Below are 13,431 nucleotides of genomic sequence, written 5' to 3'. Positions count from 1 at the left end.
TGGCGCTGGCACATCACGGTGACTTCCTTCCAGGGCATGAATGACGACACCTCGCCAGATCGATGGGGATCGGGCGGGTGTAACCCATGTCCTGGCACATCTGTTACCTATGTCTCCGGTCCATACACTTGCCCAAAGAAAAGTAACCAAAAGAAAAGGCACCCCTCTTACGCGCCCTCCGGCTTCGCCTGCGACGCGAAGCTAGTCCCGTGGGGCGGGTTCGTGAGGGTTGGCCGGGCTTTTCGACACGACGTCCCTGTCGTGTCGAAAAGGCATCGACGTCCTGTCGATGCCCCCTCCGGGGCCTGATCGTCCAACCCTCACCGCTCCACAGGGGACCCGTTACGGGCTCGCTTCGCATCGCCTGGTAAAAGCGAATTACTCTTCCTTCTTGCCATAGCCTTCCGCTGCACAGCAGCGATGAATATCGTAAAAACACCCCGGCCATAAATGAATGGCCTAGCTGCTATACGTCCGCGCTACGTTGGCTCATCGAATCACACAAAGGACCCGGCATGCGTCGTCAGATACTGAAGCTCGCTTTGGCTGTTTCCCTGTGCGGCCTGCTCGGCCCGGCATTCGCGGCATCGTCGAAGGGCGATGTGCATTGGGTGGGGGCCTGGGCAGCGGCGTCCGATTCGCCGGGGCCGGTGTTGTCGGCGCAGACGGTGAGGCAGGTGGTGCGCGCCAGCGTCGGGGGTTCGCAGGTGCGTGTGCGGCTCTCGAATCTGTTTGGCATGGGGCCGATCACTATGGGGCCGATGCATGTGGCGTTGCGCGCGGAAGGTTCGTCGATCACCCCTGGTAGCGATCGCCCGCTGTTGTTTCAGGGCAAGCCCACTGTGACTATCGCCAAGGGCGATACCGTACTAAGCGATGCGGTGGCGCTGGATGTGAAGCCGTTGCAGGAACTGGCCGTGAGCCTTTATGTGCCAGCCGGTGCGGCCGTGCCGTCGACGATTCATAACGCCGGCCTTGCTACCGCTTACCTCACCGAAAGCGGCGATGCGACCTCGACTACGCGCTTTCCGGGTGACGAAGTCAGCGGCAACCGTTTCTTTCTGACCGACGTCGAAGTGGCCGGCCCGGTTCCGCGCCGCGCCATCGTGGCCTTCGGCGATTCCATCACCGATGGCGTGGGCTCTACGCAGGATACCTATCAGCGCTGGCCGGACCATCTCGCCGCACGTTTGCAGGCTGATCCGAAGCTCGCCTCCATCGCGGTGGTCAATGCCGGCATCGGCGGCAATCGCGTCTTGAACGACAACTTCGGGCCGAGTGCGCAGGCGCGTTTCGACCGCGATGCGCTGGACAAGGCAGGCGCGCATTGGATCGTGCTGCTGGAAGGCATCAATGACATCGGTGGTTCAGGCCCCTATGCCGCCGACAAGGATCGGGTGAGTGCGGAGCAGATCATCGGCGGCATGAAGGCGCTGATTGCCCGCGCGCACGCCAAAGGTCTCAAGATCTACGGCGCCACACTTACGCCCTTTCACGGCGCGGGTTGGCCCTACCACTCCAGTGCCAATGAAGCGAAGCGCCAGGCGGTGAACAAATGGATCCGCGCGTCGGGCGCGTTCGATGGCGTGGTCGACTTCGACAAGGCGATCCGCGATCCCGCGCGTCCGGAGCGCATGCTCCCCAGCTACGACAGCGGCGATCATCTGCATCCGAGCGGCGCGGGCTTTCAGGCGATGGCCAACGCGATCGACCTGAGTTTTTTTGCCGACAGCCCGTAAGCCACCACCTCGCCGATCGCGGCGGATCAAACCGCCGCTTCGGCCTGCGCAAGCTCTCGGCATAGCGCCGCCGTCGCCTCGTCCACCGGGAAGCAGCATTCGACGTGCAATTCATCGAGCGTCACATCGCGTGGCGTTCCGAAGGTGGTGATGGTGGAGAAGAACTGCATCTCCTTGTCGTCGCGGCGCAGCACGGTGGTCAACAAGGGCGACGGCGCCATGCCGAGGTCGCGCATGCGCCAGCGTGCCGGCACGCCGGGATAGGCGAGTATTTCGTCGAGCAGCTCGCGCGCCTTGGTATCCGACGGCGAGGCGGCGACTTCGTTATGCAGATGATGGATCAGGCTGCCAGCCACCTCTTCCCAGTTGGCCACGGCCTGGCGGAAATCGTCGGGATCGAAGATCTGCCGCAGCATGTTCTGGTGTGCGCTGGGCTTGCCGCGCATGACGAAATCGCCGATGCGTGCCGCCGCCTTGTTCGCCATCAATACATCCCAGTGACGATTGAGCAGGAAGGCCGGATACGGCTCCTGCTGCACCAGAATGAATTCGATGGCGCGGCGCATCTGCTCCAGCTCCGGCGTAGCCAGCGCGGTTTCCGGGTATTTCGGCGCGAACCCCGCCGCCATCAGCAACGCATTGCGTTCGCGCAGCGGCATGGCCAGGGCATCGGCCAGCCGTGCCAGCATGTCACGACTGGGTTGGGCTTTGCCGGTTTCTACGCAGCTCAGATGGCGGGCCGAGACGCCCGCCTCCAACGCCAGGTCGAGCTGGCTCATGCGTCGCGCCGCGCGCCATTCACGAAGCAGCGCACCGACCGCAGACGCGGGAACGACGGTATTCGGCAAGGAAGTGTGGGCTCGATTCACGGCGAGAGCATACGGCCGGCGAGCAACCGAAAGCCATGACCCGCGAGATCAAGTCGCCATGACCTGAGACGTCATTGCGGCCATGCCCTGAGGCGCGAATGATCGCTTCCCATCACCACACGCTCATCTCCCCAGCCAACGAGGGCATACCCATGCAACGCAGACAGTTCCTCGGCCTCGCGGCCGGCACCGTGGCAGCCGGCGTGCTCGCCGGCTGCGCTCCACGCGCCATGCGCCAACTCGCGACCGGCACCGCAACCCGACCCACCGATGTGGCAGCTTTTAACGCCGCACGCCGCTTCGCCAGCACACGCTTCGGCGAAATCGCCTACGTGGAGCGCGGCAGCGGTCAGGCCGCGCTGTTCCTGCATGGCTTTCCGCTCAACAGCTATCAGTGGCGCGGCGCGCTGGACCGCCTCTCGCCCTACCGCCGCTGCGTGGCACCGGACTCGCTCGGCCTGGGCTTCACGCGCCCCGCTCCCGGCCAAAGCGTGACGCCCGCGGCCCAGGTAGACATGCTGTCCACTCTGCTCGACCAACTGGGTATCTCCAGCGTAGACCTGGTTGCCAGCGACAGTGGCGGCGCCGTCGCGCAACTCTTCATGGCACGCCACCCGGACCGCGTGCGCACCGTGCTGCTGACCAACTGCGATGTGGAGCCTGATAGCCCGCCGCCAGCGGTGTTGCCCGTGATCGAAGCCGCACGCCGGGGCCGCTTCGCCGACGAATGGCTGGTGCCTTCGGCTACCGACAAAACCTTCGCCCGCTCTCCCAAAGGCCTGGGCGGCGCGACCTTCACCTACCCCGAGCGGATGGCGGACGAAACGTTCGACATGTACCTCGGCCCGCTGACCGCCACCCCCGAACGCAAGGCGCTCTGCGACGCCTATGCCCTCGGCCTCACACCCAATCCGCTGGCCGGCGTCGAAGCATCGCTGAAGAAGAGCACCATCCCCGTCCGCATCATCTGGGGCACCGGCGACAACATCTTCGCTGCCAGCGATCCCGACTATCTCGACAAGCTCTTCCCCGGCTCGCACGGCGTGCGTCGCATCGAGGGCGCGAAACTGTTTTTCCCGGAAGAATTTCCGGACGTGATCGCGGAGGAAGCGAAGCGGTTGTGGGGGGTGGGTTGAGCGCGGCTATACCGATCGACATGGGCGACCGCCGGTCGCGGCCGCACCTTTCTTTTTATGCGATCTATACGAGGAAGCCCCACAAGCGCCATCGCTTCTTTACGCCCATCAGCGCAACGATGACGGCATGAAACCTCCCTCCCTTTTGACACCCGGGCATCTTCATCGCGCGCTGTGTTGGGCTGGCCTGGTCATGGCGGCATTGTTGTTCGAAATGGCCATCCTTCAGTTGAACGAGCCTGCCCAAACGGGCAACCACATGAGCGGTCAACGAATGGCGATGAGCCTCCGCGATACCAGGCGCGACAGCGCAACGGTGGGTCCATGGCGCGGACTGGCGATCGGTTCGCTCTATCTGGGTTTCGTCGCAATAGGAAGGCTGTCGCGGGCCAGGCACCGATAGTTCGGCACCTCGCTTGATGACACATCGGCGCAGACATCGCGCCCACAAAAGATGACGGCAAGAAACAGCTTGGTCTGTTTCTTGCCGTCGGTGGAGGATGCCTTGCCTGCCGGCAGGGAGGGGCTGGCCAGGTGTGGTTGGCATGCTCCAGTGATGCCGCCGTGAGGGGTTACGGCGGCGGTGTTCCCCAGGTTGCGCGCTGGTCAGAGCTTGAAGTTCACCCCTACCGCGTAGGTGCGGCCGTTCTTGTACATGCCGATGGGTGCGTACTTCACCTGGTTGTACCAGTAGTAGGTGGAGTCGAGCAGGTTGGTGGCGCTGAAGGTCAGGCCCATCCAGTCATTGACCTGATAGCTCGCGGTGACGTCGAGCTGTTTGTACTGATCGGAGAACACATCGGAGTTGAGCCGGCCGACCTGCGTGAAGTACGGCGAGCGCCAGCTGTAGTTGACGCGGAACAGCCATGGCCCCTTCTCGAAATACGGGATGAGGTTGAACGTGTTCTTGGACAGGAACGGCATGTTCAGCCCCGGACTGGTGCTGGCATGGCTGTACGTGTAGTTGGTCTGCACGCCGAAGCCGTAACCAAGGTCCTGCTGGTACATGAGCGAGATGCCGCGCACCTTCGCGTTGCTGGCGTTGACCGGCGACGTGATGCTGTAGGTGTTGGTCTGCCCGGTGGTGGTGTCGAGCATCACCCGGTCGGTGGTGGTGTTGACGATGTAGGTGCCGATCTTTCGATAGAACACCTCGGTCGACAGCAGGCTGGACGGCGCAAAATACCATTCGCCAGCCAGATCGAAGTTGGTCGACTGGTAAGGCTTGAGGTTGGGGTTGCCGGCACTGCCGGTGAAATTGCCGCCGGTGCCGCTGAGCGATACCGAACCCGCCAGGTCGGCGTAACGCGGCCGCGCGATCACCTTGGAGACGCCGAAGCGCAGCACCTTGGACTCGTCGAGGTCGTAGGCAATGTTGAAGCTGGGCAGCGGCTTGTAATAGTGCGTCTTGGCTTCGACCAACTGGTACGGACTGCCGTTGTTGCTTTGGTAATAGTGCGACTTGTCCATCGTGTCGACATAACGCACACCAAAGTTGCCGCGTAGTCCGTTCGATTCGAAGTTGAACTGCGCGTACAGATCCTTGGTGGTTTCCTTGACGCCGAAGGTGCTCGGGTAGTCGATGTTGTACGGCCCCTGCGGCTGCGACTTCAGATAGCCCTGGACTGCACCAAGGTTGGCGGTCGGCCAGTTGGTGAGATCGCCGCTCGCGTTCAAGCCATCGAACAGGCCGCTGGGCGTGCCGCCGGGATTGAACTGGCTCAGGCTGATCGCATCGGTGGTGTTGATGCGGTTGCCGCGCGAGTTCTGGCCGTTGTCGTGATTGATGTACTTCACGCCCAACTGCACCTGATTGATCGGACCCCAGTCGAGATCGCGACTGGCGTCGAACTGTGCGTACTTCTCGCGATCCTTGGTCACCGAGTAGTAGATGCCGCCAGCCTGGTACTTGCCGTCGATGCTCGCACCCGGCGCCGAACCGGCCGGTGCGGCAGGCAGGCCCCAGTTGCCGGCGCTGCCATTCTGGTAATTGACGGCGGTGTTCCTGCCGTCATAGCTGAAGTCGTAGCCGCCCGACTGCAGCAGGTACTTCATCAGGTACTCGGGGTCCTTGCCGCCGGTGGCACTGGTGTAACCGACCTGGCTGGTCAGCACCCACTTGTCGCCGTTGTAGTCGTGGCGCAGGTTGATGCTCTTGGTGGTGACGGTCGACTTGCGGTAGTTGGCATCCAGTTCCGCATAAGGCTGGCCCGTCGCGGAGGAAACGGTGCCCTGCGTGATGTAGCCGTTGTTCTGCGTGAGGCTGGTGATCTTGCCCAGGTCGCCGCAACCCGGACAGACATAGCGCGATTCGCTGTAGTTGTTGTACTTGCCCTTGATGTACAGGCCGGTGAGGTTGAACTCGTTCTTGTCGTCCGGCCGCCACTGCAGTGCCGACTGGATGCCGTTGCGCTCGCGGGTTTGCTGGAAGTACGCGCTGTTGATGCCCACCGGCACCTTGGCGGTGGCGACATTGCCGCTGCCGCTCACATTGGCGGTGCTGGGAATGCCCGCGCCGTTGGTGTAGCCGAAGAACTCGATGCCGGCGCGCGACAGGTCCGCCTTGTCATGCGTGATCGAGGTGAGGAAACCGAAGTCCCCATCCTTGTTTTTCCAGCTCCACAACACTGAACCGCGCGGATTGCCATCTTTGGAGCGGTCGTTGTAGTTGTAGCCGAGTGAGCCGCGCAGCGTGTTGGCCGGCAGGTCGAGCGGCTTGCGCGTGTGGATGATCACGGTGCCGCCGATGCTGCCTTCGTCGATACGTGCCTCGGGCGATTTATAGACTTCCATCGCACCGATGATCTCAGGCGACAGCAAGGTGTAGTTGAAAGTGCGGCCGCTGGTGTCGGTGGGGTTGCCGCCCCAGTCGCCGGAAGCGATGGTCTGGCCGTTGAGCAGCACGCGGTTCAACGCTGGGTCGGTGCCGTTGATGCTGACCTTCTCGCCCTCGCCGAACTGGCGGTCCACCGTGATGCCCGGCAAGTGCGCCAGCGATTCTGCGGCATTGGTATCCGGAAATTTGCCGATGTCCTCGGCGCTGATCGCATCGACCACGGCATTGGCGTTGCGCTTGATGTCGATCGCCTTGTCCAGGCTGGCGCGGTAGCCCGACACGGTGACGGTCGCCAGCGTGCTCGGGTTCTTGTTGTCACTCGCGGCTTTGCGCTGTTTGCTCGTGGAATCTTTAGCGCCGCTGGCGGCGGCGTCCTGACTGTCCGAAACAGAACTTGTGGCCTGCTGCGCGAGTACGCCGCCGGTGAAGGCCACCATGGATGAAGCAAGCGTCAATCTGATGATTTTGGCTAAACAGTGATTCATTAACCCACCCTCATGAGCTAAAGGACGGACAGTCGTGGCTTTGCGGACTCCGCCTGAGCGGCCGGCGACCGAGCGTTTGGATCGATCTATGTTTTGAGTGATTCGTTGGGTGACTGCGCGCTTTTGGCGTAATGCCTCCTGGGTTGCGGGTTTCGGCGGGCGGCATGCCCGCGCCTGGGTCCAACGGATGCGCGCGAACATCGGCGCCTGTCACAGCAGGGGAGCTGGCCCCTCCCCTTGTCACCGTCAGTAAGTCATTCCGTCACGAATGTTTACTGGCGAATTCATATTTCATACTTGTTTAGGCCGAGACAAGCCGCGCTGCAACAGGAATCTTTCCTATCGCACGGACATTGTGAAGTTATCTGTAAATTCGATGCTTATATGTGCACAATTTTTTTGGGCGCAAAAAACCGCAATGACAGCTGCGAAAAAACAGAATTCACGCCGGTGATGGCACCAGCGAAATGGCAATGCAGGGCCGGCTGAGTGCGGTTTCGGCAGCCGTACCGATCGGGTGGCTTCCGCGAATCAGGCGAAACTCACTGCCTCGTCGCGACTCCCTTCCCACTCCACCCGGTTCCGCCCCAGCTTCTTGGCGCGATACAGGGCCGCATCCGCCGCGCTCACCAGCGCTTCGAACTCCAGCCCCGCCGCACCGGCCACACCCACGCTGGTGGTGACCGGAATTCGGTGCGTGCCGAACTGCGCCGGCATGGCGGCGACGCGTGAGCGCATGTCTTCGGCAGCCACGATGGCTTGCGCCGCGTCGATGGCGGGGAGCACCACCAGGAATTCCTCGCCGCCGTAGCGCGCCAGCAGCGCACCGTCGGGCAGATGGATGCCGCGCATCAGGCGCACGAAGTGCTGCAGCACCTCATCGCCCGCTGCATGCCCCCAGCTGTCGTTGATAGCCTTGAAGCCATCAAGATCGAGCAGCAACACCGAGGATGTCTCGCCGCGCGCCCGGCAGGCGTCGACGGCGCGACGCCCTTCTTCGATCACCGCCCGGCGATTGGGCAGCCCGGTCATGCCATCGGTGCGGGCCATGCTGCGCAGGTCCAATGTCAGCCGCTGCGCCAGCATCAGGGTGAACCCGGTACTCAGCAGGAAAGTGCAGACGATGCCGAACAGATAGTTGGCCGAGACAAGCTGGGTTGCCAGCAACACTTGCGACTCGGTACCTGGCGCGAGCATCACGGCCGAGCGCAGAAAGTAGAACGCCATGTCGGCGCAGAAAATCGTGGCGGTGAAGGCACAGGTGTTGCGCAGATCGCGTGGCGAGCGCCGCAGCAGCACCCAGATCATCCATACGTCCCACACCACACTCTTCGCGCCGAATACCAGCGCCTCATACAGTTGCGCGGGCGGCTCCAGCACAAAAACAAGCTGTATCACCAGGAACACGCCCACCAGCAGCATCGGCCAGCGCCAGCGCAGCGGATAGCGCACATGCACCGCGATGCCCATCAGCATCAGGGCATTCGACAGCGCGATCAGCCCACTGCCCACGACGGCCGACAACAGACTCTGTTTCTCGTCCAGCCCCTGCGCCAGGGCCGCCGCGGTCAGTACCCAGAAACCCGCCGCCCAGATGGGCAGGGCCGGCATACCGCGCAAGACCATGCCGAGCAATGTGAAGCTCAGCGAGATCGTGGCGCCGACAGCGAGCCCCATGATGCCGAGCGTGAATAGATCGAGATGCACCACCGCCCCCTGCGTACCGCTTGGGTACCTCCTGTAAGGACGTACCCATTATTGACTATCGGCCGGCGGGCGGCGGACTGAAATCGATGCAGAGCCCGTGCCTCGTGATGTCCCATCCCCTCTTCCCCGCAACTCGCCTTGACGCCGCCCGGGACGATACGGCAGGTTCAGCCCTGCTTTGTTCGTTATCGGGGTTCACTTTGCCGCTCTCCGCGCCCGGATACTGGCGCCAGCTCCACGCTGCCCGTCTCCTCCTGCTGCTGTGGCCGCTCGCCTGGCTGGCCGCCTGCGCCCCTGTGCCGGCGCGCAATCCCATGGCGCACTGGGTCGAATCGCCCAACCACGACATCCGGCGGCCGGTAGTGATCGTGCTGCATTTCACCAACCAGCGTTCGGTGAAACAGAGCCTGGAAACGCTGCGCACGGCCAACAGCGGCGGCCCGGTGAGCGCGCACTATCTGATCGGCGAAGACGGCGACATCTATCAACTGGTGGCCGACGAACAGCGCGCATGGCACGCCGGACCGGGGCGCTGGGGCACGATTACCGACGTCAACTCCGCATCGATCGGCATCGAACTGGACAACAACGGCGACACTCCCTTCGCCGCCGCGCAGATCGACAGCCTGCTGCGCCTGCTCGGCGACCTCACCACGCGGCTGCGCATTCCGCGCACGCAGATCATCGGCCACGAGGATCTCGCACCCGGCCGCAAGGACGATCCCGGCCCGCTGTTTCCATGGAAGCGCCTTGCCGACGCCGGCTACGGCCTATGGCCGCAAGGGCCGCTGGTCGATCCGCCGCTGGGCTTCGATCCCTGGATGGCGCTCGGGCTGGTGGGTTATCCGCTCGACGACCGCAAGGCCACGGTGCGTTCGTTCCATCACCACTTCCGCGGCATGGACGGCGATACGCTTGATGCCGACGACATGCGCGTGCTGTACGCCCTGGCGAAGCAGCTAGGCGCCACGCAGGCGCCGTAGCTCAACTATCACCGCGCGCGCTGGTGATCTCGGCACCTTCGCGCATAGCCTTCGTCACCGGCGTATTCGCAACGATCTCCAGCAGCCGCTGCCACTGTTCATCGCTCAACGGTTGATCCGAGTGCAGCACGCGATGGACATGGATCTTGCCGTCGTCATCGCGCGTGAGGTTCAACTCCGCGCGGAATTCGCCAAGGTTCCAGCCCTTGCGCTGCGCATACATGCGCAAGGTGATCGCAGTGCAGGCCGCGAGCGAGGCGATATAGAGATCGAACGGCGCCGGCCCCGCCCCTTGCCCGCCCAGCGCTTTCGGCTCATCCGTATCCAGCGAGTAATGGCCGGCGCGGATGTGGTGCAGATAGTCGGCGTCGGTGGATACGATGGTGGCGGAGGAAAGGCGTGGCATGACGTGTGGCTCCGGGTTGCGATCATCGCGATCCTATACAACCCGGCGATGGCCGTCTTACCCGAAAGGGTTTAGCCGATCCCCAGCCCCTCGATTCCCGTGATCTCACGCCCGTCGAATCCCGCCAGGTCGGCGAAGTGACGGCCGCGCTCGGCGTAATCGTGAAACTGGTCGAAGCTGGGCGCACCGGGGGAAAGCAGGATGCAGCCGCCGTGGGGCGTCAGCTCGCGTGCAGCGGCGACGGCGGCGTCCAATCCGTTGGCCTCGACAATCCGGGTAGGCACATCGGCGTCGCGCAAGGCAGCGGCAATACGCGGACCGTTGGCGCCGCTGCACACGATGGCATGCGGCGGTTGGACGGATACAGCGGCGACAAACTCCGACCAGTCGAGCCCGCGATCATGGCCACCAGCCAGTACGGTGACGGCACGGCCACGCAGGCTTTCCAGCGCGGCGAGCGTCGCCTGCGGCGTGGTGCTGATGGAGTCGTTGATCCAGCGCCAGCCATCGCGCTCGCCCAGCGGCTGCAGGCGATGCGGCAGCGGACGGAAGTTGGCCAGCGCTGGCGCGGCGGCGATGGCATCGTGTCCCATCGCCTCCAGCGCAGCGAGTGCGACGCAGGCATTGAGTGCGTTGTGCTGGCCGGGGACGGACAGCTTCGCCACGTCAAACACCGCTTGCGCACCACGGCGAATAAAACCGTCCGCCACATGCCAGCCATCCGCTGTACCAAACAGTAAGCGGCTCGGATGGGCCGATGTCTTGCTTAGCAACGCTGGCTGCAGGGCATTCACCAGCAGCTTGCGCGAGACATCCGCGAGCTTGAGCTTGTCGGCGATGTAGCGTTCGCGCGAGCCATGCCAGTCGAGATGTTCTTCGTACAGACTGGTGATGACGCCGAGCGACAACGGGCCGGCCTCGCCGGTCTGAAAGCTGGACAGCTCGATCGCCCACAAGTCCGCTGACTGATCCAGCAGTTCCAGCAAGGGCATGCCGATATTGCCGGCCAGCGCCGTGCGTACACCGATGGCGCGCGCGAGATGCGCGATCAGCGCGGTGGTGGTGCTCTTGCCCTTGGTGCCGGTGACGGCGATCACCTTGGCCTGCGGGTTTTCACCAAACCACAGGGCGGTACCGGAAGTGATGTGGATGCCCGCTTCCTTCGCCGCCAACAGTGCAGGCTTGTACGCGGAGACACCGGGCGACTTCACCACTACGTCGAACGGCGCCAGCGCGATGGCATCCGGCTCATGGCCGTGCACGCTCAGCGCGCTGTCGAAAGTCCGCGCGGCTTCAACCTCCGCTTCGCTGCAGAACAGCGTGAGCGGAAGCTCGGGAAGACGCTTGCGCAACGCGGTGATCGCCGCGCGCCCTTCCCGGCCAAAACCCCAGATGGCAACGCGCTTGCCGGCCAGATCAGCGATGCGCATGTCAGACCTTGTGTATCAGGCGAAAAACGCCAGCGCCGCCTGCAGGCGCGCCGGAATGCGATGCTCGGCGGATGGCACCAGCCACGGCTCCAGCGCCAGATCGGCGACGTTGAGCTGCGGCAGGATCTCGCTGCGGAAGCGTGCGACCAGCGCATCTTCCTGCCATTCCGGCCGCTGGCTCAGCGCGTACATGGCGGCGCGCGCTTCGGCACCCTCGCCCACGCACTCGAACGGCTTGTGATCCTGATATTCCAGCAGCGCGTCGAAACCGGCGGCCTGGCTGTCGTCGTCCAGCAGGTTGCGGCCGAAGATCTGCAGCAGGCGCGGCTTGGACAGGAACGGCGCCAGCGCAAGGAACACGAAATGGCACTTCGGGCACTGCCCGCACCAGCGGTCCGCCGGCTTGGGGCCGAGAATCCTGAAGTTGCGGTTGCAGCTGGAGAACGCATCGAAATACGGCGTGAGCTTGGCGAAGGTACGCGTGATCGCCAGCTCCGAATACGGCCGCAGCAGCGAGCAGTAATCCAGATCCGCCGCCACCTGCGCATGCAGCCAGTCGCCCAGCGACTGCTCGAAGGCGTAGCCCTTGCTCCACTGGTGATTCACCAGCTGGCCTTCGTACTCCAGCGTGGCGGCCGAGGCGGAACGCTCGTTGGCGAAGGCGATGCTGTCGTAGCCGTAGAGAATGGCGGCGACCGCGAGGATCGCCGAGTTCACCGCGGTAACCGGGATGTGTCCGTTCCACGCGCCCAGGCGATTGAGATCGAACAACTGCGGAGCGAGCTCGCGCTGCATGTTGAGCGTGGGCAGGCCGGTGCGCTCGGCGCAGGCGGCGATCAACTCGGAGTTGCCCACCCATACCGCAGTGGCTTCGCCGCCGATGGATTTGATGGCTTCCACCGCCACCAGCGAATCCTTGCCGCCGCCGATGGGTACCAGCGTGCGCTTGGGGAGATTCAATGCCGGTGCTTGCGGCTGCACTGCACCGCCACGCGGGAAGGCGATGCGCCCGCGCAGGTCGAGACCGTTGCGATAGGCAAACTCGGCCAGGCCGTGCAGGTACAACGCATCGAGCAGATCGGCGGTGGCGTCGTCGAGCGGGCCGTCCGTCACTTCGATCTTCGGCGGCACACCCGCCTTGTAGTAGCTGACGCCGGCAATCAAGTGCAGCAATTTCAGCGCCCGGTCGAACGCCGCCTTGTGCGAAGCGGGCAAGGCCGGCGCGTGCGGAAAACGCACCCGCTCGATCAGTTCCTCGCCATGGTCGAACGCATAGACCAGCTCGGCCACGCCGTCGGCGTAGCTGCAGCGCACGAAGCGGAATACCTGGGTCAGGCGGGGTTGAATGGTGGTGGTCACTCGGTCACTCCGTCTTGTCACCCTACCCCACCTGTATGGAGGCAAGGAGCCAAATGTCTGTCTTACCGCGGCTCCCTCTCCCCTCCGGGGAGAGGGTTGGGGTGAGGGGCCGGGGTGGCTAGAGCCTCCACGATCACCTCGAGCACGCTTTCTAGGTTTGTCAGTACGTCATTGTTCCAGAAACGCAGCACGCGGTATCCCATCGTTTGCAACTCGAAGCTCCGGCGCTCGTCGTAGGCCACCTGGTCGGCATGCTGCCCACCATCCAGCTCCACGATCAGTGCAGCGTCGGCACAGACAAAATCGACGATATAACTGCCGATTTCATGCTGCCTGCGAAACTTCCAGCCCAATAGATGCCGGCCACGCAACCGGTACCAAAGAGCCTGTTCTGCGTCAGTCTGGGCCCGGCGCAGAGTGCGGGCACGGTCTACATTTAGACGTTTCATCCTTGAACGTCCTCTCCATGTTGCCTCGTCGC

The 13,431-nt window shown here is 63.6% G+C and carries 10 protein-coding genes; 3 read left to right on the top strand and 7 right to left on the bottom strand.

Features of this window, described 5'->3' with window-relative positions; all coding sequences use genetic code 11:
- Positions 1–515 precede the first annotated feature (515 nt).
- Positions 516–1,739 (top strand): SGNH/GDSL hydrolase family protein, encoded by a 1,224-nt coding sequence (locus tag ISS97_RS07440; protein ID WP_379986900.1) that lies wholly within the window; start codon positions 516–518, stop codon positions 1,737–1,739.
- Between the two features lie 26 nt (positions 1,740–1,765).
- Here the strand turns inward: ISS97_RS07440 and ISS97_RS07435 are convergent, their stop codons facing one another.
- On the bottom strand, positions 1,766–2,608 hold the full coding sequence (locus tag ISS97_RS07435) for a helix-turn-helix domain-containing protein (RefSeq protein ID WP_379986901.1): 843 nt from the start codon (positions 2,606–2,608) through the stop codon (positions 1,766–1,768).
- A 152-nt stretch (positions 2,609–2,760) separates the two neighbouring features.
- Between ISS97_RS07435 and ISS97_RS07430 the strand changes: the two genes are divergently transcribed.
- Positions 2,761–3,744 (top strand): alpha/beta fold hydrolase, encoded by a 984-nt coding sequence (locus tag ISS97_RS07430; protein WP_379986902.1) that lies wholly within the window; start codon positions 2,761–2,763, stop codon positions 3,742–3,744.
- Between the two features lie 606 nt (positions 3,745–4,350).
- On the opposite strand, the gene ISS97_RS07425 is transcribed toward ISS97_RS07430, so the two are convergent.
- Together ISS97_RS07425 and ISS97_RS07420 are read right to left on the bottom strand one after the other, a co-directional pair.
- Positions 4,351–7,017, bottom strand: coding sequence for a TonB-dependent receptor (locus ISS97_RS07425; protein ID WP_379987207.1), 2,667 nt, complete (start codon positions 7,015–7,017; stop codon positions 4,351–4,353).
- 579 nt (positions 7,018–7,596) lie between these two features.
- On the bottom strand, positions 7,597–8,772 hold the full coding sequence (locus tag ISS97_RS07420) for a GGDEF domain-containing protein (protein ID WP_379986903.1): 1,176 nt from the start codon (positions 8,770–8,772) through the stop codon (positions 7,597–7,599).
- Between the two features lie 314 nt (positions 8,773–9,086).
- On the opposite strand from ISS97_RS07420, the gene ISS97_RS07415 reads away from it, so the two are divergent.
- On the top strand, positions 9,087–9,755 hold the full coding sequence (locus tag ISS97_RS07415) for an N-acetylmuramoyl-L-alanine amidase (RefSeq protein ID WP_379986904.1): 669 nt from the start codon (positions 9,087–9,089) through the stop codon (positions 9,753–9,755).
- A 1-nt stretch (position 9,756) separates the two neighbouring features.
- Here ISS97_RS07415 and ISS97_RS07410 read toward each other — a convergent pair whose 3' ends face one another.
- From ISS97_RS07410 to ISS97_RS07395, 4 genes are all read right to left on the bottom strand, one after another.
- On the bottom strand, positions 9,757–10,161 hold the full coding sequence (locus ISS97_RS07410) for an OsmC family protein (protein WP_379986905.1): 405 nt from the start codon (positions 10,159–10,161) through the stop codon (positions 9,757–9,759).
- A 71-nt stretch (positions 10,162–10,232) separates the two neighbouring features.
- Positions 10,233–11,591, bottom strand: coding sequence for a UDP-N-acetylmuramoyl-L-alanine--D-glutamate ligase (murD, locus tag ISS97_RS07405; RefSeq protein ID WP_379986906.1), 1,359 nt, complete (start codon positions 11,589–11,591; stop codon positions 10,233–10,235).
- 15 nt (positions 11,592–11,606) lie between these two features.
- Entirely contained in the window at positions 11,607–12,950 is a 1,344-nt protein-coding gene (gene murL, locus ISS97_RS07400) for a UDP-N-acetyl-alpha-D-muramoyl-L-alanyl-L-glutamate epimerase (RefSeq protein WP_379986907.1), read from the bottom strand.
- A gap of 62 nt (positions 12,951–13,012) precedes the next feature.
- Positions 13,013–13,399 carry an endonuclease domain-containing protein gene (locus tag ISS97_RS07395; protein ID WP_379986908.1) on the bottom strand — a complete coding sequence of 129 codons (387 nt, stop codon included), beginning with the start codon at positions 13,397–13,399 and terminating at the stop codon, positions 13,013–13,015.
- Positions 13,400–13,431: the final 32 nt, after the last annotated feature.

The sequence above is a fragment of the Dyella koreensis genome, from assembly GCF_044904565.1.
GTDB classification, from domain to species: domain Bacteria; phylum Pseudomonadota; class Gammaproteobacteria; order Xanthomonadales; family Rhodanobacteraceae; genus Dyella_D; species Dyella_D koreensis.
Note: the sequence above shows the minus strand (reverse complement) of the source record. Positions and strands in the feature narration are given on the sequence as shown.

What these genes read in the sequence shown, in the direction of transcription:
- ISS97_RS07440 (WP_379986900.1), top strand. Translation starts at nt 516, where the DNA reads ATGCGTCGTCAGATACTGAAGCTCGCTTTGGCTGTTTCCCTGTGCGGC.
- ISS97_RS07430 (WP_379986902.1), top strand. Translation starts at nt 2,761, where the DNA reads ATGCAACGCAGACAGTTCCTCGGCCTCGCGGCCGGCACCGTGGCAGCC.
- ISS97_RS07425 (WP_379987207.1), bottom strand. Translation starts at nt 7,017, where the DNA reads ATGGTGGCCTTCACCGGCGGCGTACTCGCGCAGCAGGCCACAAGTTCT.
- ISS97_RS07415 (WP_379986904.1), top strand. Translation starts at nt 9,087, where the DNA reads ATGGCGCACTGGGTCGAATCGCCCAACCACGACATCCGGCGGCCGGTA.
- ISS97_RS07410 (WP_379986905.1), bottom strand. Translation starts at nt 10,161, where the DNA reads ATGCCACGCCTTTCCTCCGCCACCATCGTATCCACCGACGCCGACTAT.
- murD (WP_379986906.1), bottom strand. Translation starts at nt 11,591, where the DNA reads ATGCGCATCGCTGATCTGGCCGGCAAGCGCGTTGCCATCTGGGGTTTT.
- ISS97_RS07395 (WP_379986908.1), bottom strand. Translation starts at nt 13,399, where the DNA reads ATGAAACGTCTAAATGTAGACCGTGCCCGCACTCTGCGCCGGGCCCAG.